The organism is Crenobacter sp. CS_VA4, assembly GCF_055597485.1.
Window position 1 is genome coordinate 1 of record NZ_JBVMAE010000044.1, and the last position, 20331, is coordinate 20331.

The window sequence follows — 20331 nt, forward strand, 5'->3', positions numbered from 1 at the left end:
TGTATACCGCCGCAGCGCGACCACAGCGCCAGAAAACGTGTTTCCATCCGATTCATCCCGACTCCTCTGTCCCCCAGGGCGCGTGCCGAACGTTCATAGGATCGAGGCGCGCGCTTCAGGGGGCGCGGTAGACCGCGTAAGCCCGGCACTCTGCTTCCCGCGTTGGCGTTCGACCCGCCAGAGCCACCTGCTCATAGCTCAATCCGATCCGCGCCAAAGCCGCCAGCCAGGGGTTTGTTAAATTATAAGAACAGCACTCTTCCACTCCGCCAGGACCACCCTAACGGCAAGTCTGCGACCGGCCCCGGCTAACTGAGTCATGAAGTGCAGCGGGGTAGGTACCGGCATCCGGCCGATGTGATCACCCCGGCGCGTGAGTCGCTGGGCATGATCGATGCCTGGATGTGAGCCCACCAGTTCAAGCCGGCCGAGGGCCCCCGACCCGGGCCGACTGCGGCGTGCCGTTTGTCGACCGGTCATCAGCCGCCTTCGCAGGGTCGTTTAACACGCGCAGGGTCAGCCGATCGGCGATCTTGCGTTGCCCGGCCGGAGGGGGTCGGCTTACAATCGAGCAGGTAAGATTGTTCGAAATCGAATATTCGAATTTCGCTTAAGACACAAGATTGGGACGCTACATGACGATTTTGCAATTGATCAACGAGCGGGTGCAGGCGGCACTCGCCGCGGCCGGTGCACCGGACGCGCCGGCCGTCGTGCAGCCCGCCTCCAAGCCGGAGTTCGGCGACTACCAGGCCAACGGCGTGATGGGGGCCGCCAAGGCGCTGAAGACCAACCCGCGTGCGTTGGCCGAACAGGTGATCGCCAAGCTGGATCTCGCCGGCATCGCCAGCAAGATCGAAATCGCCGGTCCGGGTTTCATCAATATCCATCTCGATCCGGAATTCCTCGCCCGCCGCGCCGAAGCGGCGCTCGCGGACGCCAAACTCGGCATCACCGCCCCGACCCCGCAGCATGTGATGGTCGAATACTCGTCGCCGAACCTGGCGAAGGAAATGCACGTCGGCCACTTGCGCTCGACCATCATCGGCGACGCGCTGGCCCGGGTGATGGAATTTCTCGGCCACGACGTGGTGCGCGCCAACCACGTCGGCGACTGGGGCACCCAGTTCGGCATGCTGACCGCCTACCTGGTGGAAACCCAGCAGGCCGGTGACGCTACGATCGAGCTGAACGACCTGGAAACCTTCTACCGCAACGCCAAGATCCGTTTCGACGAGAGCGAAGAATTCGCCGACCGCGCCCGCGACTACGTGGTGAAGCTGCAGGGCGGCGACAAGGAAGTGCTGAGGCTGTGGGAACAGTTCGTCGACGTGTCGCTGGAACACTGTGAGGCGGTGTACCAGAAGCTCAACGTGGGCCTCAAGCGCGAGCATGTGTGCGGCGAATCGTCGTACAACGACGACCTGCCGGTGGTGGTGTCCGACCTGAAGGACGCCGGCCTGCTGGTGGAGAACGATGGCGCCAAGGTGGTGATGCTGGAAGAGTTCCGCACCCAGGAAGACAAGCCGATGGGTGTGATCATCCAGAAGAAGGACGGCGGTTACCTGTACACCACCACCGACCTCGGCGCGGTACGCTACCGTCACAAGACGCTGGGCCTCGACCGGGTGATCTACGTGGTCGATGCGCGCCAGAGCCAGCACTTCCAGCAGCTGTTCAGCATCTGCCGCAAGGCCGGTTTCGCGCCGGAAGGCATGTCGCTCGAGCACATCGGCTTCGGCGTGATGATGGGCGACGACGGCAAGCCGTTCAAGACCCGTTCCGGCGGCACCGTGAAGCTGGTCGAACTCTTGGACGAGGCGATCGAACGTGCCTATCAGCTGGTGAGCGAGAAGAACCCGGACCTGTCCGAGGAAGAGCGCCGCCACATCGGCCGCGTGGTCGGCATCGGCGCGGTGAAGTACGCCGATCTCTCCAAGAACCGGATGAGCGACTACATCTTCAACTGGGACACCATGCTGTCGTTCGAGGGCAATACCGCCCCGTACCTGCAGTACGCGTACACCCGGGTGCAGAGCGTGTTCCGCAAGGCGACCGACTACGACGCGGGCGCCAAGATCGTCCTCACCGAGCCGGCGGAGAAGCAACTCGCCGCCGCGTTGGCGCAGTTCGAAGACACCATCAATGCGGTGGCCGACGGCTGCTACCCGCATTACCTGTCGCAGTACGTCTACCAGATCGCTACGCTGTTCTCGCGCTTCTACGAGGCCTGCCCGATCCTGAAGTCCGAGGGCGAGGTGCGGCAGAGCCGTCTGCAGCTGGCCGCGCTGACCGCCAAGACGCTGAAGACCGGCCTGGACCTGCTCGGCATCGAGGTGCTCGACGCGATGTAAGCTTGGCCTCGGCATCACCATCAAAGCCCGGAGCGATCGCTGCGGGCTTTTTTCATGAAAGGTGGATGCTGCCGCATTGATCTATCATGGATTTTCTGAGTCCTTCAGCGCTTTCCCCGTCTCGCTCGGGATGACCCGCAAGTGGAGGGGAGGCACCGCATCCAAACCGGCCGGCACAGGCCCGACATCAGAGAAGGAGTTGTCCATGGCATCGGCACTTCGCGGCGCATTTCTGAGTTATACCGGCAACCCGTTCAAGGACGGTGTGGAGGGCAGCTTCCGCTACGAGTCCGACGGGCTGATCGTGATCGACGGCGGCACGATCCGTTACGCCGGCGCCTACGATGCCAGCCGCGTGCCGGCCGGGGCGACGCCCGAGCACTATCGGGATGCGCTGATCGTGCCGGGTTTCATCGACGCGCACGTCCACTATCCGCAGACGCCGATGATCGGCGCCTACGGCAAGCAGCTGCTCGACTGGCTCAACAAGTACACCTTCGTCACCGAACAGCGTTACCACGACAAGGCCTTTGCCAAAGACATCGCCCGCGTCTTCCTGCGCGAGCAGCTGAAGGCCGGCGTGACCACGCCGATCACCTATTGCACCGTGCATCCCGAGTCGGTCGACGCCTACTTCGAGGAGGCCGAAGCGCTCGGTCTGCGTACCGGCGCCGGCAAGGTGCTGATGGACCGCAATGCGCCCGACGCGCTGCTCGACACGGCGAAGACCGGTTACGACCAGTCGAAGGCGCTGGCGGACAAATGGCACGGCCGAGGCCGCTTCTTCTATGTGGTGACGCCGCGTTTCGCGCCGACCAGCACCCCCGAGCAGCTCGAGGCGGCCGGAGCCTTGTACAAGGACATCCCCGGCGTCTACATGCAGACGCACCTGTCGGAAAACACCAACGAGATCGCCTGGGTGAACGAGCTGTTCCCCGGTACGCAGGGCTATCTCGACGTCTACGACCGCTACGGCCTGGTCGGGCCGCGCACGCTATTCGGCCACGCGGTGCACCTGACCGATGGCGAGTGGAAAAGGCTGGCCGAGGCGGGCGCGACCATCGTGCACTGCCCGACCTCCAACCTGTTCCTCGGTTCGGGCCTGTTCAATCTGGAGCGGGCGCTGGTGTCGAGCAACCCGGTGCGTACCGCGCTGGGCTCGGACCTGGGCGCCGGTACCAGCTTCTCGCCGCTGGTGACGCTCAACGAGGCGTACAAGATCGCGCAGTTGCGCGGTTACTCGCTGTCGGCGCACCACGCCTTCTACCTCGCTACGCTCGGCTCGGCGCGGGCGATCTATCAGGACCAATACATCGGCAGCATCGAGGCCGGCAAGGACGCGGACCTCGCCGTGCTCGACTTCAACGCGACGCCGATACTCGCCGACCGCCAGTCGTTCTCGGCAACGCTCGAGGAACAGTTGTTCGTGCTGATGACGCTCGGCGACGAGCGGGTGATCAAGGCGACCTACGCCGCCGGCCGCAAGGTGCACGAGCGCGCCGACTGAGTTCCAGCTTCTATCGTTACCGACTCGGAAGAGGGGCATCCGTAAGCCGTCGGAGCGGGTTTCGGCCAACCTTCTCCTCAAACGCCACGGCATGCCGTGGCGTTGTCTTTTCTGGGCGGATAGCCTGGCCGACGCGCTGGATGAAAGCGGAGAGGCTCTGTCACTGTCGTATCGATGTAGCGCTGCGGCTACCGGATGGCGGTGGCAGCGCTTAGCCTGAAGCCATCGTCAATCGACAACGGAGCAAGCATGAAAACCATCGGTCTGATCGGCGGGATGAGCTGGGAATCGAGCGCGCTCTACTACCGCTTCATCAACGAGGCGGTGCGCCGTCGGCTGGGCGGGCTGCATTCGGCCAAGGTGATCGTCAACAGCATCGACTTTGCGCCGCTGGCGGCCTGGCAGGCGGCGGGCAAATGGGAGCGGGCCGGCGACTTGCTGGCGAGGCGCGCGCAGGAGCTGGAACGCGCCGGCGCCGGCTGTATCGCGATCGGCGCCAACACCATGCACAAGGTCGCCGACAAGGTGGCCGCGGCGGTGTCGGTGCCGCTGCTGCACATCGGCGACGCGCTGGCGGCCCAGGTTCGCCAGGCCGGGTTGCAGCGGGTGGCGTTGCTCGGCACCCGCTTCGTGATGGAGGAGCCGTTCTACCGCGAGCGGCTGGCCGCGCACGGTCTGGAGGTGAGTGTGCCCGACACTGCAGGCCGGGACGCCGTGCACCGGATCATCTTCGACGAGCTGTGCCGCGGCGAGGTACGCGAGGCGTCGCGCCAGACGCTGCAGGCGCTGATGCGACAGTCGGCTGCCGACGGCGCCGAGGCGGTGCTGTTGGCGTGTACCGAGCTGGTACTGCTCGGTGAGGATGGGCCGCTGCCGGTGTTCGACAGCACCCGACTGCACGCCGAGGCGCTGGTCGACTGGGCGCTGGACTGAAGAAAAACCGGGCCTGTAAGGCCCGGTTTTCGCATGGAGAGCTCAGCGCGCTTCCTGTTCCTTGTCCGCTTCTTCCTCGAGCGGGGCGGCTTTCGCCGGAGGCAGGAAGAACTGCAGCGGATTACGGACGAAACGGCGCAGCAGCAGCGGCACCAGCGGCCAGGCGTCGCGGCCCCTGAGCTTGCGCGAGCGCAACGCCACCCACAGTGCCAGGCCGAAGCTGACCATCAGGTTGGTCAGGCCGATCAGCGCGACGCCGGCGAGCGACAGCAGCACCACATCGAGCGGCAGCTGGAAGTTGCTGGTCACCGCGGAAAACGCCAGATACGCCGACGAGAAGGTGATGTGGCGGATGTCGAGCGGCAGGCCGAGGATGACGCCGACCGTGCCGGTCAGGCCCAGGAACATGCCGAAGTAGAAGTTGCCGGCCAAGGCGCCGAGGTTGTGCTCGATGTAGCCGGCAAGCCGGTTCGCTCGGTGCGGGCCGACCAAGCGATTCAGCCACGGTAGCGCGGCGATCCGCTCCGGGATGCGGCGGTAGATCGCCAGGTTGTCGTAGTAGCCGGCGATCAGCCCGGACAGGAACAGGTACACGCCGGCGATTGCCGCGTGGAAGATCGCCAGGCTGCGGATCGGGTCGAGGTCGTGCAGCAGGTGCTGCGCCTTGGCGGCGTCGACCAGGGGTTGGCCGAACAGCGCCTGCCAGCCGATAGCCAATAGCCCCGCGGTCGGGATGACGAGCAGCACGTTGCCGAGGATCGCGACGAACTGAGTGCGCAGTACCTTCACCACCAGTTCGGCCAACTCGTCGGCGTGTGCCTTCTTGCCGACAGTATGGATCACCGAGGCGATCCGCGCGGCGGTCATCGCCGGCTGCTTGGTGGCGATGGTGAAGCCGAGGATCTGCACGATGATGAAGCCGAGCGCGTAGTTCAGGCCGAACGCGATGCCTTCCCACAGCAGCGGCAGGTGACCGCGTGCCGTCAGCATCTTGATCAGCGCCATGAAACCGACGATCAGGCCGGCGCCCATCGCGGCGCGGGCCATGCCGTTCCATTCGCCGCGCGTCTCGGCGATGTAGTGCTCGCCGTGGCGGCCGGCATGCTCGGTGACCTGCAGCGCCAGCAATTCGGTGTTCGACTTGAACAGGTCGCGCAGGCTGTACTTGCGGTTGTCGGCTTCGATCAGCCGCACGATCAGCTGGAACAGCGTCGGGTCGACGGCCGGGTCGTAGTCGGGGTCGAGCAGGATCAGCAGCGCGCGCAGCCGGTCGATGTGCTGGGTCAGGCGCAGCGCATGGTAGGTCAGGTTGACCGAGATGCCGTAACGCGCCGCGTTCTTGCGCAGCTTGGCGAGGATGTCCTCGCACTGGTCGAGCAGCACCAGGATGTGCTTTTCGTCCTCGTCCGGCCGAGCGTGCTCGGACAGGCTCAACCGGTAGCTTTCGACATAGCGCAGCACCTCGGCGTTCAGGTGCAGGAATGGCGACTCAAAACGCTCGATATCCGGGTAGACCCGTACCAGCTCCGGCTCCAGGCCGATCGCGGTGATCCGTGCCGACAATACCTGCACGGCTTCGAGCAGTTGCAAGCGGGTGGCGGTGTCGCCGCCGTTGAGTTCCTCTTCACTCCAGGCGAGCGCGCGCCACAGCCCGCTCCATACCTCGTCGGGGATCTCGGCCAGCCACAGGTGGTCGTCCTCGGGCGCGAACAGTTGGCCGAACACGTCGCGCAGCGACTCCGGCCGTACCGGCGGCGGCAGCAGTCGCTCGCCGATGCGCCGTGACAGTGCGCTGAAGAAGCCCTCGTTGGCGAGGATGCCGGATTCTGTATAGAGCGCGATCTGCCGGGTTTCGGTCAACAGCGCCAGCAGGCCGTGGCGTAATGCTCGGCGATAGTCGGGCTGGTGTTCGAGCAGATAGGTGAGGGCGCGCAGGTTCTTGGTCGCCTGTTCGGTGTGGCGCGCCGAGTGGGGGCGCAGCGTGGCGATCAGGTCGGCCAGCGCCTCGGCCGGCGGATGCTCGGCGGTGGCGAGCCGACGCAGCGCGTCGTCCATCGAAAGCGGGGTCTTGTTCATCATGCGGTGGCGGTCGGAAATTCTCTCTAGTGTAGGTTAGGCGGGGTGGGCATGGGCCAGCAGGTCGAGCAGCGCGTGCGCCGGGGCCGACAACGCGTCGGCCGACTTGAAGCACAGTTTCATCTCGCGGATCGCCCACCGGTCGCTCAGCGCGATTACTGTCAGGTTTTCCAGCGGGGCCAGGCGTTGTGCGGCGCGTTCCGGCAGCACCGCCAGGCCGGCCCCGGCCCCGGCGAGCGTCGCCAGCGCGGCGAAGCTGGCCACCCGCACTCGCGGATGCAATACCCGGCCGTGCAGCCTGGCCATGTTCTCGACGTGGCGCTGCATCGCGCTGGTGCCGGGCAGGCCGACGAAATCGTGGTCGAGCGTGTCGGCCAATGCCAGCTCCGTGGCGCCGGCCAACGGGTGACCGGCGGCGGCGACCAGCACCAGCCGGTCGCGGGCAAACGGCAGCACGGTCAGCGTACCGATGCCGGTGCTGCCGTCGATCACGCCCAGGTCGGCCTCGTCGTGCTCGATCGCCGGCACGATGTCGCGGCTGGGGCGTTCGAGCAGCGTCACGTCGACGCGTGGCGTGGCGGCGAGAAAGCGGCCGAGCTGCACCGGCAGGAACTCGTTGCACGCTACCGTATTGGCCATCAGGCGGATTTCACCGCGCAGACCGTGGGCGTAGTCGCCCAGTTCACCGTTGAGCCGCTCGGCGGCGAGCAGCAATTGGCGGGCGTGGTGCAGGAACAGCTGGCCGGCGGCGGTCAGCTCGATGCCGCGGGCGCGGCGCTCGACCAGCTCGACTCCGTAGAGTGTTTCCAGTTTTTTCAGCCGCTGGCTGGCGGCGGACAGCGCCAAGGCCTGTCGTTCGGCGGCCAGTGTCAGGCTGCCGCAATCGGCCAGGCAGGCGAACAGCTTCAGGTCGATAAAGTCGAGACGCATCGAAAAGGCTTCGTAATCGGCGAAGGTAAGCTACGCAAAATGGCTAACATTGCTTGATGAAAAGCTACCATAATCTCGGCATACGAGGAGAATAATATGGATGTTTCTGCCAACACGGCCGGGGTTCCCCGCCATTTTGCATTCGCCAAACACAAAGGCATCTTGTTCGCGCTGCTCGCGGCGGTCGGTTTTTCGATCAAGGCGATCCTGATCAAGACCGGTTACCGCTACGGCGTCGGTGCCGAGGCGCTGCTGGCGCTGCGTATGCTGTTCGCCGCGCCGTTTTTCCTGCTGCTGGCGCGGCAGAGCGGCGGCACCGACAAGCTGGGCCGCCGTGACTGGGGCTGGATCCTGGTGCTCGGCCTGCTCGGCTACTACCTGTCCAGCCTGTTCGACTTCTTCAGCCTGTTGACGATCTCGGCGGCGCTGGAGCGGATGACGCTGTTCCTCTACCCGACGCTGGTGCTGCTGCTCTCTACGCTGCTGCTGAAGAAGCGCTACCCGGGGCGGGTGTGGGGTGCGGTGCTGCTGTCGTATCTGGGCGTAGCACTGGCGTTTGCGCACGACCTGGCGGGCAGCACCTTGGCCGCCGACGCGTGGAAGGGGCTCGGCTGGGTGCTGGCGAGCACCTTCACCTACGCGCTCTACCTGATCGGCACCGGCGAGGTGGTCGGCCGGATCGGCGCCAGCCGGATGGCGGCGCTCGGCACCCTGGTCGCCTGCGCGGCAGTAGTGCTGCATTTCGCGCTGGCCGAACCGCTGGCGAGCATCCTGCACCTGCCGTGGCAGGTGTACCTGATCGGTCTGGCGATGGGCGTGTTCTCCACCGCCTTGCCGGTCTGGTGCCTGAGCCAGGCGATCCGCCTGCTCGGCGCGGGAAGGACCGCGTCGGTGGGCACGCTCGGCCTGGTGCTGACGCTGTTGATGAGCTGGGCGTTTCTCGGCGAGGCCTTGTCGCTGGAACAGGTGCTCGGCGCGGTACTGGTGGTGGTCGGCGTAACGCTGGCGAACCGGCAGAAGGTCTGAGCCGCTCGCTGCGGCGCCAGAAATGAAAAATGCCAAGCAGGACGCTTGGCATTTTTTCTGCTTCTGGGGCGATCAGCCGTGGTAGCCGGTGACGGTCTCCACTTCCTCTTTCGAGCCGAGGAACACCGCCACGCGCTGGTGCAGTTGCTCAGGCTGGATGTCGAGGATGCGCTCGCGGCCGTTGGTGGCCGCGCCGCCGGCCTGTTCGACCAGGTACGACATCGGGTTGGCTTCGTACATCAGGCGCAGCTTGCCGGCCTTGCCCGGTTCGCGCGCGTCGCGCGGGTAGCTGAACACGCCGCCGCGCATCAGGATGCGGTGCACCTCGCCGACCATCGACGCCACCCAGCGCATATTGAAGTCCTTGCCGCGCGGGCCGGTCAGGCCCGCCAGCATCTCGCTGACCCAGCGCTGCACCGGGGCTTCCCAATGGCGCTGGTTGGACATATTGATCGCGAACTCGCGGGTGGCTTCCGGCACCTTGATCTCCGGGTGGGTCAGCACGAAGCGACCGCTGTCGGCGTCGAGGGTGAAACCGACCACGCCATGGCCGAAGCTCAGCACCAGCATGGTCTGCGGGCCGTACAGCACGTAGCCGGCGGCGGCCTGGCGGGTGCCGGCCTGCAGGAAGTCGGCTTCGGTGAGCGGTGCGTCGCCGTGCTTTTCCAGGATCGAGAAGATCGTGCCGACCGAGATGTTGACGTCGATGTTCGACGAGCCGTCGAGCGGGTCGAACAGCAGCAGGTATTTGCCCAGCGGGTACTCGGCCTTGATCGGGTACGGGTCGTCCATTTCCTCGGAACCCATGCCGGCGAGCAGGCCGGTCCATTCGCAGCCCTCGAGCAGGCGGTCGTTGGCGATCACGTCGAGCTTCTTCTGCTGCTCGCCCTGCACGTTGCCGGTGCCGGCTTCGCCGAGCACGCCCGACAGCGCGCCTTGCGCCACGTCGTGCGAGATGCTGACACAGACGTCGGCAACGGTTTCGATCAGCCGGGCCAGCTCGGCGTCGGCGAGGCGGCCCTGCTGCAGGGCTTCGGTCAGATAGCGGGCGAGTGCGATGCGGCTCATGCGGTCCTCGGAATCGGGTGGTGGGCGAAAGCCCGGATCAATACGGCGGCATTATACCGTCAAACCTTGGCCGAACGTCCTGCCGGCTCGGCCAAGCAGCGGCTCAGTTTGCCTGCTGTTCCAGCACGAATTTGGCGCTGCGGTCCTGCGCCAGCACCTTGGTCAGCCACGGCATCACCGACTTTAGCTCCTCGTGCAGCGTGTACGGCGGGTTCAGGATGAACATGCCGCTGCCGTTCATGCCGAAGCCGTCCTGCGACGGCGACTGCACCTGCAGCGCGACGTTCAGCCAGCCCTTGGCCGGCAGCTTCTTCAGCCTTTCCGGCAGTTCGCGCGCGTCTTTCCTTGCCAGCATCGGGTACCAGACCGCGTAGGTGCCGGTGGCGAAGCGCTCCAGGCTGTCTTTCAGCGTGTCGACCACGTGCTGATAGTCGCGCTTGTCTTCGTACGGCGGGTCGATCAGCGTCAGCGAGCGGCGCGGCGCCGGCGGCAAAAACGCCTTGATGCCGGCAAAGCCGTCCTCGGCCTTGATGATGGCGCGCTTGCTGCGGCCACGGAAGTTGTCGATCAGGTGCACGCTGTCGGTCGGGTGCAATTCGAACAGGCGCAGCTTGTCGTCCTCGCGCAGCACCTGGTCGGCGCAGTAGGGCGAGCCGGGGTAGAGCTTCAGCACCCCGTCCGGGTTGAGGCGGCGCACCACGGCTACGTAGTCGGCGACCAGCGTCGGCAGGTCGGTGCGATCCCACAGCCGGGCGATGCCCGATTCGTACTCGGCGTTCTTGCTGGCGTACTCGGAGTCGAGCGAGTACACGCCGGCGCCGGCGTGGGTGTCGATATACCAGTACGGTTTGTCTTTCTGGTTGAGGTAGCGCAGCAGTGCGATCTCGACCAGGTGTTTGAGCACGTCGGCGTGGTTGCCGGCGTGGAAGGCATGGCGGTAGCTGAGCATTGAGGTGAATCCGATGTGATTGCCGACGATTTTACCGGATTGCGCCGCCGCCTGCCGATCAAGCTGGGCCGAACCGCCGCGATTTCGGCCAACGGCGGGGTTCAGGACTCGGCGGGTGTGCCGATGGCGCGGGTGAACTGCTGCAAGGCGCGGTGTAGTGCCGCGCTGGTGCCGGGGGCGACCAGGATGGCCGTGGCTTCGTCCGCCGTCTTGCCGAGCAGCGGCACGGTCAATGTTGCTGCATCGATCAGTCGGGCCGACATGGTGGTCAGGATTTCGGCGAGCGCCGCCCGGGCATGCTGGCCGCGCGGCGAGGCGTGCAGCAGCGCCACCGGCTTGTCGACCAGCTCGCCGCTGACCACCACCCAGTCGAGCGCGTTCTTCAGCGCACCGGGTACGCCGTGCGCGTATTCCGGGCAGGCGATCAGTACACCGTCCGCGTCGCTCAGCGCCCGGCGCCAGCGGGCGACCGTAGCAAGCGCCGGTTCGCCGTCGAGGTCGGGATTGAAGGCGGGCAGGTCGGCCGCACCGTCGTATAGCGTCAGCGTGGTCGCGGGCGGCAGGCAGTGAGCGGCGGCGCGCAGCAGCGCGGTATTGCTCGAGTCGGCGCGCAGGCTACCGGACAGGGCGAGCAGATGCATAGAATGATTATTCCGTCGGGGGGCAATACGCCATGATAACGGGATGCCCGCCTGGCCGCTCAGCCTGCCGGCGGTGGCAGCCAGCGCGGTTCGATCGCGTCGCGCCAGCCGAGCCGGTCGACCAGTGCGGCGAAGTCGTCGGCCAGCGGTGCGGTGAGGGTGAGCACCTCGCCGGTGAACGGGTGGGTCAGGCGCATCTCTACGCAGGCGAGCAGCAGGCGTTGGCAGCCGAACTGGTCGGCGAAGAAGCGGTTGTGGATGCCCTTGCCATGCGTCGCATCGCCGATGATCGGGTGGGCGATGTGCTTCAGGTGGCGACGCAACTGGTGGCGGCGACCGGTGAGCGGCTCCAGCTCGACCAGCGCGTAGCGGCTGCTCGGATAGCGGTCGACCGCGAACGGCAGCTCGGTGCGCGCCAGCGTGCGGTAGCGGGTGACGGCGCTCTGCGGCTCACCGCTGACCTTCTCGCCTATCCATTCCAGATCGTCGACACGGCGCGACAGTGGGTGGTCGATCTCGCCCTGATCGGCAGGGTGGCCGCGGACGATGGCGAGGTAGCGCTTGCCGACCTCCTGGCGTTCGAACGCCCACGACAGCTCGCGGCCGGCGTCTTTGGACAGGCCGAACAGCAGCACGCCGGACGTTCCCTTGTCGAGCCGATGCGCCGGGTAGACGCGTTGGCCGATCTGGTCGCGCAACAGCTGGATCGCGAACCAGCGTTCGTGGCGGTCGAGCACGGTGCGGTGCACCAACAGGCCGGCTGGCTTGTGGATGGCGATCAGGTGCTCGTCGCGGTAGACGATGGGGAAAGGGGCGAACGGGCTGGTCACGGCGGGCTTTCGAGATCGGGCGGCCATTGTACGCAGGTAGCGTGTTAGCGTCTCGTTCGACGACTGTGATTGCCGACCGGGATGGTCTTCGAGTCCAGATTGGGCTGCGCCTGCTGCAGTTGCTCTTCGGTCGGATTGCTGTCTTGCAGCATCTTGGCGGTGGCCTTGTCCTCTGGGCTGTCGGTGGTGATGACCTTGGGTTGCTGCTGTTGTTGAGCTTTTTGCTGCATGCCGTCCAGCACATGGTTGGTCCGGCCGGCGGCGTCAGCGCCGATAGCGACGCCAGCGCCAACGGCAAATGCCGAGGCGGACATCAGGCTGAGCAGCAGGCCGATACCGAATTGGGTGGTTTTTGCGTTCATTGGATGACTCCTTTCAGGGTGCGAATTCATCCTCTGGCCGTCGTATGGGGCGATGCTACGTATTCAGCATGGCACACGCTCGTTATAACCGGCAGCCGTCTCGGTCAAGTTGTCTGCGGACAGAAACGAAAACGGGCGCCGCGTGGCGCCCGTCGTTACCGTCTTGCCCTGGCTCAGCCGTTGGCCAACAGCTCGCGCAGTACGAACGGCAGGATGCCGCCGTGACGGTAGTAATCGACCTCGATCGGCGTGTCGATGCGGCTGATCACCGGCACCCGGTCGGTCTTGCCGCCAGTGCGGTGGATCAGCAACGTCAGCTCCTCCTGCGGCTGCATGCTGTCGCCGACCCCCTCGATGTCGTAGGTCTCGGAGCCGTCGATGCCGAGGCTCTGCCAGCTATCGCTGCCCTTGAACTGCAAGGGCAGTACGCCCATGCCGACCAGGTTGCTGCGGTGGATACGCTCGAAGCTCTTCGCCACCACCGCGCGCACGCCGAGGAGCTGGGTGCCCTTGGCCGCCCAGTCGCGGCTGGAGCCGGTGCCGTACTCCTCGCCGGCGAACACCATGGTGCCGACGCCGCGCTTGATGTATTCCATCGCCGCTTCGTAGACGGTGGTCTGCTTGCCGTCGAACAGGGTGTAGCCGCCCTCGACGCGGCTGCCGTCGTCCTTGGCCGGTAGCATCAGGTTTTTCACCCGCACGTTGGCGAAGGTGCCGCGGATCATCACATCGTGGTTGCCGCGCCGGCTGCCGTAGCTGTTGAAGTCCTGCTTCGCGACGCCTTCGGCCAACAGGTACTGACCGGCCGAGCTGGTGTCCTTGAACGAGCCGGCCGGCGAGATGTGGTCGGTGGTCACCGAATCGCCGAGCAGCAGCAGCGCACGGGTGCCGGTGATCGGTTCGACCGGTTTCGGCTGCGCGGCGAAGTCCTCGAAGAACGGCGGTTCGGCGATGTAGGTGGACTTCGGCCAGTCGTACACCTGGCCCTGCGGCGCGGTGATCGCGTTCCACAGGTCGTGGTCGCGGGTGAAGTCGGCGTACAGGCGCCGGAACGCCTCGGGGTTGAACGCCTCCGGCAGCAGCTTGGCGACCTCGTCCGAGGTCGGCCAGATCTCCTTCAGGAACACCGGCAGGCCGTTGGTGTCGGTGCCGAGCGGTTCGCGGGTCAGGTCGATGTTGGCGCGGCCGGCCAGCGCGAATGCGACCACCAGCGGCGGCGAAGCGAGGAAGTTGGCCTTGATATTGGGGTGGATGCGCGCCTCGAAGTTGCGGTTGCCGGACAGCACCGCGGCGCAGACCAGCTCGTTCTGGGTGATCGCGTCGTTGAATTCGGGCGCCAGGTCGCCGGAGTTGCCGATACAGGTGGTGCAGCCGTAGGCGGCGACGTTGAAGCCGAGCTGGTCGAGGTAGGGCTGCAGGCCGGTCTTCTTCAGGTATTCGGACACCACCCGCGAGCCCGGCGCCAGGCTGGTCTTGATCCGCGGATGCACCTTCAGGCCTTTTTCGACCGCCTTCTTCGCCAACAGGCCGGCGGCGAGCAGCACGCCCGGGTTCGAGGTGTTGGTGCAACTGGTGATCGCCGCGATCAGCACGTCGCCGTTACCGATGTCGATGCCGTTGGCGCTGGCCGCCAGGTGGTCGGAGGTCGGTCGGTTGTCGACCATCTCCACGACGTTGCGCGACTGGCCGTTGCCTTCCAGCTGCTGGCTGTTGTCGTCGCTTTGCGCGCCGGCGCTACGGGTGGTCTTGATGCGGCGGTTCAGCTCGGCGGCCGGCCGGCCGAAGCCGTTTTCACTGACTGGCTTCGAGTACAGCGATTCGAAGCTCGTCTTCATGTCCGGCAATGCGATGCGATCCTGCGGGCGTTTTGGGCCGGCCAGGCTTGGCACGATGCTGGAGAGATCGAGCTTCAGCGACTTGCTGTAGTCGATGTCGCCGGCGCCCGGCACGCCGAACAGGTCCTGTGCCTTGAAATACGCTTCGAACAGCGCGATGTCGGCGTCGGAGCGGCCGGTGTCGCGCATATAGGTGATGGTTTTCTCGTCGACCGGGAAGAAGCCCATCGTCGCGCCGTATTCGGGCGCCATATTGGCGATGGTGGCGCGATCGGTGACGGTCAGGCTGGCGGTGCCCGGCCCGAAGAATTCGACGAACTTGCCGACCACCTTTTCGCGGCGCAGCAGCTCGGTGATGGTCAGCACCAGATCGGTGGCGGTGACGCCTTCGTTGAGTTTGCCGGTCAGCTCGACGCCGACCACGTCCGGGGTCAGGAAGTACACCGGCTGGCCGAGCATGCCGGCCTCGGCCTCGATGCCGCCGACGCCCCAGCCGACCACGCCGACGCCGTTGATCATCGTGGTGTGGCTGTCGGTGCCGACCAAGGTGTCGGGGAACAGCAGGCCGTCACGCTGCTGCACGCCGCGGAACAGGTATTCGAGGTTGACTTGGTGGACGATGCCGATGCCCGGCGGCACCACCTTGAAGGTGTCGAACGCCTGCATGCCCCATTTCATGAATTGATAGCGCTCGCGGTTGCGCTGGAACTCGATCTCCATGTTTTCGCGTAGCGCGGTCGGCGTGCCGAACTTGTCGATCATCACCGAGTGGTCGACCACCAGGTCGACCGGCACCAAGGGTTCGATGGTCTTCGGGTTCTTGCCCTGGCGGGCGGCGACGTTGCGCATCGCCGCGAGGTCGGCCAACAGCGGCACGCCGGTGAAGTCCTGCAGCACCACGCGCGCGACGATGAACGGAATCTCCTCGCTGCGCGGGCCGGTGGCCGCCCAGTTGGCCAGTTGGCGCACATGCTCTTCGGTGACCTTCTTGCCGTCGCAATTGCGCAGCACCGACTCGAGCACGATGCGGATCGACACCGGCAGCCGGGAAACCGGGCCGATGCCGTGCTCTTCGAGCTTGCCGAGGCTGTGATAGGAGTAATCGCGGCCGCCCACGGACAGGGCGGACAGGGTGTTGAACGGGTTCTGACTCATGGTTCCTCCGGATAGGGTGGATGCCAGGTCGGGCCGGCGGTGCGCCGGTTCGGCCAACGTAGTGACATTATGGGGGAGAATTCCGGCGAGTGTCGCTATCCGATACGGGTGGTGGCGATTTGATTTCGGGTGAGCCGTCAACCCTCGTTTTTCATCAAAGTGTCGACACTTTTCCTAAAAATAGACGGTGCCGGCCTAGTATGAGAGCCGTCGCCTGACGGTCACGGCGAGACAAGAAGGTCGATCAGGATGCCGTGTTGTTCTTCCCAGAAGGCTGCAGTGACGGTAAAATGGCGACGCTGCCAAGACCCGTTGCCGTCTTGACGCCACCCCCTATGCCCGTGGGGGTGCGGCCGGTGGATCAGTCGACAGTTTGCCGTTTGGCTGGGGTCCCGCCCGTACCATTACCCGATGTTTCCGCGCTTGATATAAAGCAGAGAGGATGTAGCCGTGCTTGAAGCCTACCGCCAGCATGTAGCAGAACGTGCCGCCCTCGGCATTCCACCGCTCCCGTTGTCCGCCAAGCAGACCGAAGAACTGGTCGAGCTGTTGAAGAACCCGCCGGCCGGCGAGGGCGAGACCCTGGTCGAGCTGATCACCCACCGCGTGCCGCCGGGCGTCGACGATGCCGCCAAGGTGAAGGCGTCGTTCCTGGCCGCCGTGGCCGAAGGCAGCGTCGCGTCGCCGCTGATCTCGCGCGAGAAGGCCACCGAGCTGTTGGGCACCATGGTGGGCGGTTACAACATCAAGCCGCTGATCGACCTGCTCGACGATGCCGCGCTGGCGCAGATCGCCGCCAACGGCCTGAAAAAGACCCTGCTGATGTTCGACTCCTTCCACGATGTGCAGGAGAAGATGGAGAAGGGCAACGCCTTCGCCCGTGAAGTGGTCGAGTCCTGGGCCAACGCCGAGTGGTTCACCAGCCGCCCGGAAGTGGCCGAGAAGATCACCGTGACCGTGTTCAAGGTGACCGGCGAAACCAACACCGACGACCTGTCGCCGGCGCCGGACGCCTGGAGCCGCCCGGATATTCCGCTGCATTATCTGGCGATGCTGAAGAACGCGCGCCCGGGCATCACCCCGGAAGAAGACGGCAAGCGCGGCCCGATCCAGTTCATCGAAGACCTGAAGAAGAAAGGCCACCTGGTCGCCTACGTGGGCGACGTGGTCGGCACCGGTTCCTCGCGCAAGTCCGCGACCAATAGCGTGATCTGGGCGACCGGCGAAGACATCCCGTTCGTACCGAACAAGCGCTTCGGCGGCGTCTGTCTGGGCGGCAAGATCGCCCCGATCTTCTTCAACACCCAGGAAGACTCCGGCGCGCTGCCGATCGAAGTGGACGTGTCCAAGCTCGACATGGGCGACGTGGTCGACATCTACCCGTACCAGGGCGAGATCGAGAAGAACGGTGAGCAGATCGCCGAATTCGCGCTGAAGTCCGACGTGATCCTCGACGAAGTGCGCGCCGGTGGCCGTATCAACCTGATCATCGGCCGTGGCTTGACCGGCAAGGCGCGCGAAGCGCTGAATCTTCCGGCGTCGACCGAATTCCGCCTGCCGCAAGCGCCGGCCGAATCGACCAAGGGCTTTAGCCTGGCGCAGAAGATGGTCGGCCGCGCCTGTGGCCTGCCTGAAGGCCAGGGCGTGCGCCCGGGTACCTACTGCGAACCGAAGATGACCACCGTCGGCTCGCAGGACACCACTGGCCCGATGACCCGCGACGAGCTGAAAGACCTGGCCTGCCTGGGCTTCTCGGCCGATCTGGTGATGCAGTCGTTCTGCCACACCGCCGCCTACCCGAAACCGGTGGACGTGAAGACCCACAAGGAGCTGCCGGCGTTCATCTCGACCCGCGGCGGCGTAAGCTTGCGCCCGGGCGACGGCGTGATCCACTCCTGGTTGAACCGTCTGCTGCTGCCGGATACTGTCGGCACCGGCGGCGACAGCCACACCCGCTTCCCGATCGGTATCTCGTTCCCGGCCGGTTCGGGCCTGGTGGCCTTTGCCGCCGCCACCGGCGTGATGCCGCTGGACATGCCGGAGTCGGTGCTGGTGCGCTTCAAAGGCGAGATGCAGCCGGGCGTCACCCTGCGTGACCTCGTCAACGCGATTCCGCTCTACGCGATCAAGCAAGGCCTGTTGACCGTGGCCAAGGCCGGCAAGAAGAACGAGTTCTCTGGCAAGATCCTCGAGATCGAAGGTCTGCCGAACCTGAAGGTTGAGCAGGCGTTCGAGCTGTCCGACGCGTCGGCCGAGCGTTCGGCCGCCGGCTGCACCGTGCACCTGAACAAGGCGCCGATCGTCGAGTACATGAAGTCGAACATCACCCTGATGAAGGTGATGATCGCCGAAGGCTACCAGGATGCCCGTACCCTGGAGCGCCGCATCAAGTCGATGGAAGAGTGGATCGCCAACGGCGAGCTGCTGCAGCCGGATGCCGACGCCGAATACGCGGCCGTGATCGAGATCGATTTGGCCGACATCCACGAGCCGATCGTGGCCTGCCCGAACGACCCGGACGACGTGAAGACCCTGTCCGACGTGGCCGGCGCCAAGATCGACGAAGTGTTCATCGGTTCGTGCATGACCAACATCGGTCACTTCCGTGCCGCGTCCAAGCTGCTGGAGGGCAAGCGCGACATCCCGGTGAAACTGTGGGTGGCTCCGCCGACCAAGATGGACGCGCAACAGCTGACCAAGGAAGGTCACTACGGCGTGTTCGGCACCGCCGGTGCGCGCACCGAGATGCCGGGCTGCTCGCTGTGCATGGGTAACCAGGCGCAGGTGCGCGAAGGCGCGACGGTGATGTCGACCTCGACCCGTAACTTCCCGAACCGTCTGGGCAAAAACACCAATGTGTACCTGGGTTCGGCGGAACTGGCGGCGATCTGCTCCAAGCTCGGCCGCATTCCGAGCAAGGACGAGTACATGGCCGACATCGGCGTGATCAACAAGCAGTCCGCCGAAGTCTACCAGTACCTGAATTTCGACAAGATCGACGACTTCAAGGACGTGGCCGACACCGTGTCGGTGTAAGCGCCGACTGGTATCGCTCGACCAACCCCGCCGAAATCGGCGGGGTTTTTTCATGCGGCGACCACAACGCTTGGCCGAAACCGGCCGATGTCATTCCGATGACGACCCAATTTCAGGGCGGAGTAGGGCAGGGAAGGCTTGCATGACGCGGAGACGCTGTTACCCTTGTCGGTTTCCGGCTTGAGTGGTGCTATGCCAGTTGCCCCCGGGCCGGATGCGGGTTGTGTGACGGATTTTTCTGGATTGGGAACCGAGTTGGCTGTTTTTGTCCTGATGGTGCTGTTGCTGGCCGCCGCCGCCGGTGGCGTGGTGTGGTTCAAGCGTAGCGGGCGACCTCTGCCCGAGTGGTTGGAGCGCTGGCGGGTCTATTTCTTCGAGGACGGCCGGCTCCCGCTGCCGTTCAACGAAAAGCCCGATGGACCCGTCGAGGAGGCCGAGTCCGGCGCCGTGCACAGTGCGTCGGCACGGCGGGAAGCGCTGGAGCGTTCCATGTCCGATTGGCTGGAGCGCGGGCGCCGCTATCTGCCGAAACGGCGTGCGGCCGAGCTGCAGGGCGAGGCCCTGGCACGGCCCACGGCAGCGCGAGTCGAGCCCGAGCTCGACTGGAGCCCGCGTCAGGCAACGCCGCCGCAGCCGGCTGCCCCGGCGCGGCCCCTGGCCGCGGCACCGCAGCGGCCGCTTCCCATATCGACCCCGCGGCCGCTTGAACAGCCGTCGGCCGAGCGCCCGCAGGCGTCTTCGGTCAAGCCGGCGACCCATACCGCTGCACCGCAGGCGGTGCGCGCGGCGGCCCCGCCGCCGGAGAGACGCATCGAGCTGCCGCGCCGCCGCGAACCGCCGCGCGACCGCTCGGTACCGCTACGCGACCCGGTGGCCGACCTGCCGGTGATCGGGCTATCCGACGTGCAAGACAATCTGCGCGACGGTTACCGCCGCCGCCAGGCCGAACGCCGCCACGATGTGGTCGGCCGCGATAGCAAGGCCGCACCGTTGCCGTTGATCGAGCCCGAATCGGTGCGTGCCCGGGTGCAGGAAATCCACCAGGAACGCCTCAGCCGTGAAGCGGCCAGTGCCAAGAAGAAGCCGCTGCCGCAGGTGGTGCTGGCACCGATCCCGTCGCGCCCAAGCCCGGTCAGCAAGCCGGTCAAGGTGGAGCCGCCGATCCCGCCGCTCTACCAGCCAAGCAGCCCGATCGCCAAGTCGCCGCTGCCGGCTTCGGCCAACCCCATGCCAAGCACGGTGTCCTCGGCCGCCACCACCTCGGCCAAGCCGCGTCCCGAACCGGCGCGTGTCATGCTGCCGTCCGGCTGGCCGGGCTCCTTGCCGGCTCCCCGTGCCCCTGCCACGCCGACAGTCGGTGCGACCCCGTCGTACCCGACTGTGGCCGGGGAGTTGCCGGTGAGTACCGTTCCAACGGCTGCAGTAGAGACGTCGACAACGTTGGCCGAACCGACCCCGCCTGCGACGCCGCTCGTGCTGGACGCCAAGCTCGCCGACGATCAGGTGCTGTCGAAATTAGTTCCGCTGCCGACACTGGCGGGCGAGACTGTTGCCGCAGCCACCGCAGCCACCGCAGCCACCGCAGCCACCGCAGCCACCGCAGCCACCGCAGCCACCGCAGCCACCGCA

13 protein-coding genes and 1 pseudogene are annotated in these 20331 nt (G+C 65.8%); 6 read left to right on the forward strand and 8 right to left on the reverse strand.

The features are described from left to right. Nucleotides 1-635 precede the first annotated feature (635 nt). The 3 genes from argS (at nucleotide 636) to ACZ2IA_RS21455 (ending at nucleotide 4794) form a co-directional block, all read left to right on the forward strand. On the forward strand, nucleotides 636-2354 hold the full coding sequence (gene argS, locus ACZ2IA_RS21445; protein ID WP_470294627.1) for an arginine--tRNA ligase: 1719 nt from the start codon (nucleotides 636-638) through the stop codon (nucleotides 2352-2354). A 205-nt stretch (nucleotides 2355-2559) separates the two neighbouring features. Further along, nucleotides 2560-3861, forward strand: coding sequence for a guanine deaminase (gene guaD, locus ACZ2IA_RS21450; protein ID WP_470294628.1), 1302 nt, complete (start codon nucleotides 2560-2562; stop codon nucleotides 3859-3861). A gap of 249 nt (nucleotides 3862-4110) precedes the next feature. Beyond that, complete coding sequence (locus tag ACZ2IA_RS21455; RefSeq protein ID WP_470294629.1) at nucleotides 4111-4794, forward strand: aspartate/glutamate racemase family protein; 684 nt, start codon at nucleotides 4111-4113, stop codon at nucleotides 4792-4794. Nucleotides 4795-4836: 42 nt separating this feature from the next. On the opposite strand, the gene ACZ2IA_RS21460 is transcribed toward ACZ2IA_RS21455, so the two are convergent. After that, nucleotides 4837-6873, reverse strand: coding sequence for a site-specific recombinase (locus ACZ2IA_RS21460; RefSeq protein WP_470294630.1), 2037 nt, complete (start codon nucleotides 6871-6873; stop codon nucleotides 4837-4839). A 33-nt stretch (nucleotides 6874-6906) separates the two neighbouring features. Then, nucleotides 6907-7800: a LysR substrate-binding domain-containing protein gene (locus ACZ2IA_RS21465; protein ID WP_470294631.1), complete on the reverse strand. Its 894-nt coding sequence runs from the start codon at nucleotides 7798-7800 to the stop codon at nucleotides 6907-6909. A gap of 96 nt (nucleotides 7801-7896) precedes the next feature. Here ACZ2IA_RS21465 and ACZ2IA_RS21470 point away from each other — a divergent pair, with 96 nt between their 5' ends. After that, complete coding sequence (locus tag ACZ2IA_RS21470) at nucleotides 7897-8826, forward strand: DMT family transporter (protein WP_470294632.1); 930 nt, start codon at nucleotides 7897-7899, stop codon at nucleotides 8824-8826. A 72-nt stretch (nucleotides 8827-8898) separates the two neighbouring features. On the opposite strand, the gene ACZ2IA_RS21475 is transcribed toward ACZ2IA_RS21470, so the two are convergent. The 6 genes from ACZ2IA_RS21475 to ACZ2IA_RS21500 form a co-directional block, all read right to left on the reverse strand. Continuing rightward, nucleotides 8899-9894, reverse strand: coding sequence for a class 1 fructose-bisphosphatase (locus tag ACZ2IA_RS21475; protein ID WP_470294633.1), 996 nt, complete (start codon nucleotides 9892-9894; stop codon nucleotides 8899-8901). 103 nt (nucleotides 9895-9997) lie between these two features. Then, on the reverse strand, nucleotides 9998-10843 hold the full coding sequence (locus ACZ2IA_RS21480; protein WP_470294634.1) for a 23S rRNA (adenine(2030)-N(6))-methyltransferase RlmJ: 846 nt from the start codon (nucleotides 10841-10843) through the stop codon (nucleotides 9998-10000). Between the two features lie 101 nt (nucleotides 10844-10944). Then, on the reverse strand, nucleotides 10945-11484 hold the full coding sequence (locus ACZ2IA_RS21485) for an NADPH-dependent FMN reductase (protein WP_470294635.1): 540 nt from the start codon (nucleotides 11482-11484) through the stop codon (nucleotides 10945-10947). A gap of 59 nt (nucleotides 11485-11543) precedes the next feature. After that, a complete protein-coding gene (locus ACZ2IA_RS21490; RefSeq protein ID WP_470294636.1) occupies nucleotides 11544-12314 on the reverse strand; it encodes a tRNA pseudouridine(65) synthase TruC in 771 nt (256 codons plus the stop codon). Between the two features lie 44 nt (nucleotides 12315-12358). Next, on the reverse strand, nucleotides 12359-12676 hold the full coding sequence (locus ACZ2IA_RS21495; RefSeq protein ID WP_470294637.1) for a hypothetical protein: 318 nt from the start codon (nucleotides 12674-12676) through the stop codon (nucleotides 12359-12361). Nucleotides 12677-12849: 173 nt separating this feature from the next. Beyond that, complete coding sequence (locus ACZ2IA_RS21500; RefSeq protein WP_470294638.1) at nucleotides 12850-15666, reverse strand: aconitate hydratase; 2817 nt, start codon at nucleotides 15664-15666, stop codon at nucleotides 12850-12852. 450 nt (nucleotides 15667-16116) lie between these two features. Here ACZ2IA_RS21500 and acnB point away from each other — a divergent pair, with 450 nt between their 5' ends. Further along, nucleotides 16117-18702 (forward strand): bifunctional aconitate hydratase 2/2-methylisocitrate dehydratase, encoded by a 2586-nt coding sequence (gene acnB / locus ACZ2IA_RS21505; protein ID WP_470294639.1) that lies wholly within the window; start codon nucleotides 16117-16119, stop codon nucleotides 18700-18702. A 255-nt stretch (nucleotides 18703-18957) separates the two neighbouring features. Continuing rightward, a pseudogene (locus ACZ2IA_RS21510) lies at nucleotides 18958-20331 on the forward strand (hypothetical protein); the annotation flags it as partial.

What these genes read in the sequence shown, in the direction of transcription:
- argS (WP_470294627.1), top strand. Translation starts at nt 636, where the DNA reads ATGACGATTTTGCAATTGATCAACGAGCGGGTGCAGGCGGCACTCGCC.
- guaD (WP_470294628.1), top strand. Translation starts at nt 2,560, where the DNA reads ATGGCATCGGCACTTCGCGGCGCATTTCTGAGTTATACCGGCAACCCG.
- ACZ2IA_RS21455 (WP_470294629.1), top strand. Translation starts at nt 4,111, where the DNA reads ATGAAAACCATCGGTCTGATCGGCGGGATGAGCTGGGAATCGAGCGCG.
- ACZ2IA_RS21460 (WP_470294630.1), bottom strand. Translation starts at nt 6,873, where the DNA reads ATGATGAACAAGACCCCGCTTTCGATGGACGACGCGCTGCGTCGGCTC.
- ACZ2IA_RS21465 (WP_470294631.1), bottom strand. Translation starts at nt 7,800, where the DNA reads ATGCGTCTCGACTTTATCGACCTGAAGCTGTTCGCCTGCCTGGCCGAT.
- ACZ2IA_RS21470 (WP_470294632.1), top strand. Translation starts at nt 7,897, where the DNA reads ATGGATGTTTCTGCCAACACGGCCGGGGTTCCCCGCCATTTTGCATTC.
- ACZ2IA_RS21475 (WP_470294633.1), bottom strand. Translation starts at nt 9,894, where the DNA reads ATGAGCCGCATCGCACTCGCCCGCTATCTGACCGAAGCCCTGCAGCAG.
- ACZ2IA_RS21480 (WP_470294634.1), bottom strand. Translation starts at nt 10,843, where the DNA reads ATGCTCAGCTACCGCCATGCCTTCCACGCCGGCAACCACGCCGACGTG.
- ACZ2IA_RS21485 (WP_470294635.1), bottom strand. Translation starts at nt 11,484, where the DNA reads ATGCATCTGCTCGCCCTGTCCGGTAGCCTGCGCGCCGACTCGAGCAAT.
- ACZ2IA_RS21495 (WP_470294637.1), bottom strand. Translation starts at nt 12,676, where the DNA reads ATGAACGCAAAAACCACCCAATTCGGTATCGGCCTGCTGCTCAGCCTG.
- ACZ2IA_RS21500 (WP_470294638.1), bottom strand. Translation starts at nt 15,666, where the DNA reads ATGAGTCAGAACCCGTTCAACACCCTGTCCGCCCTGTCCGTGGGCGGC.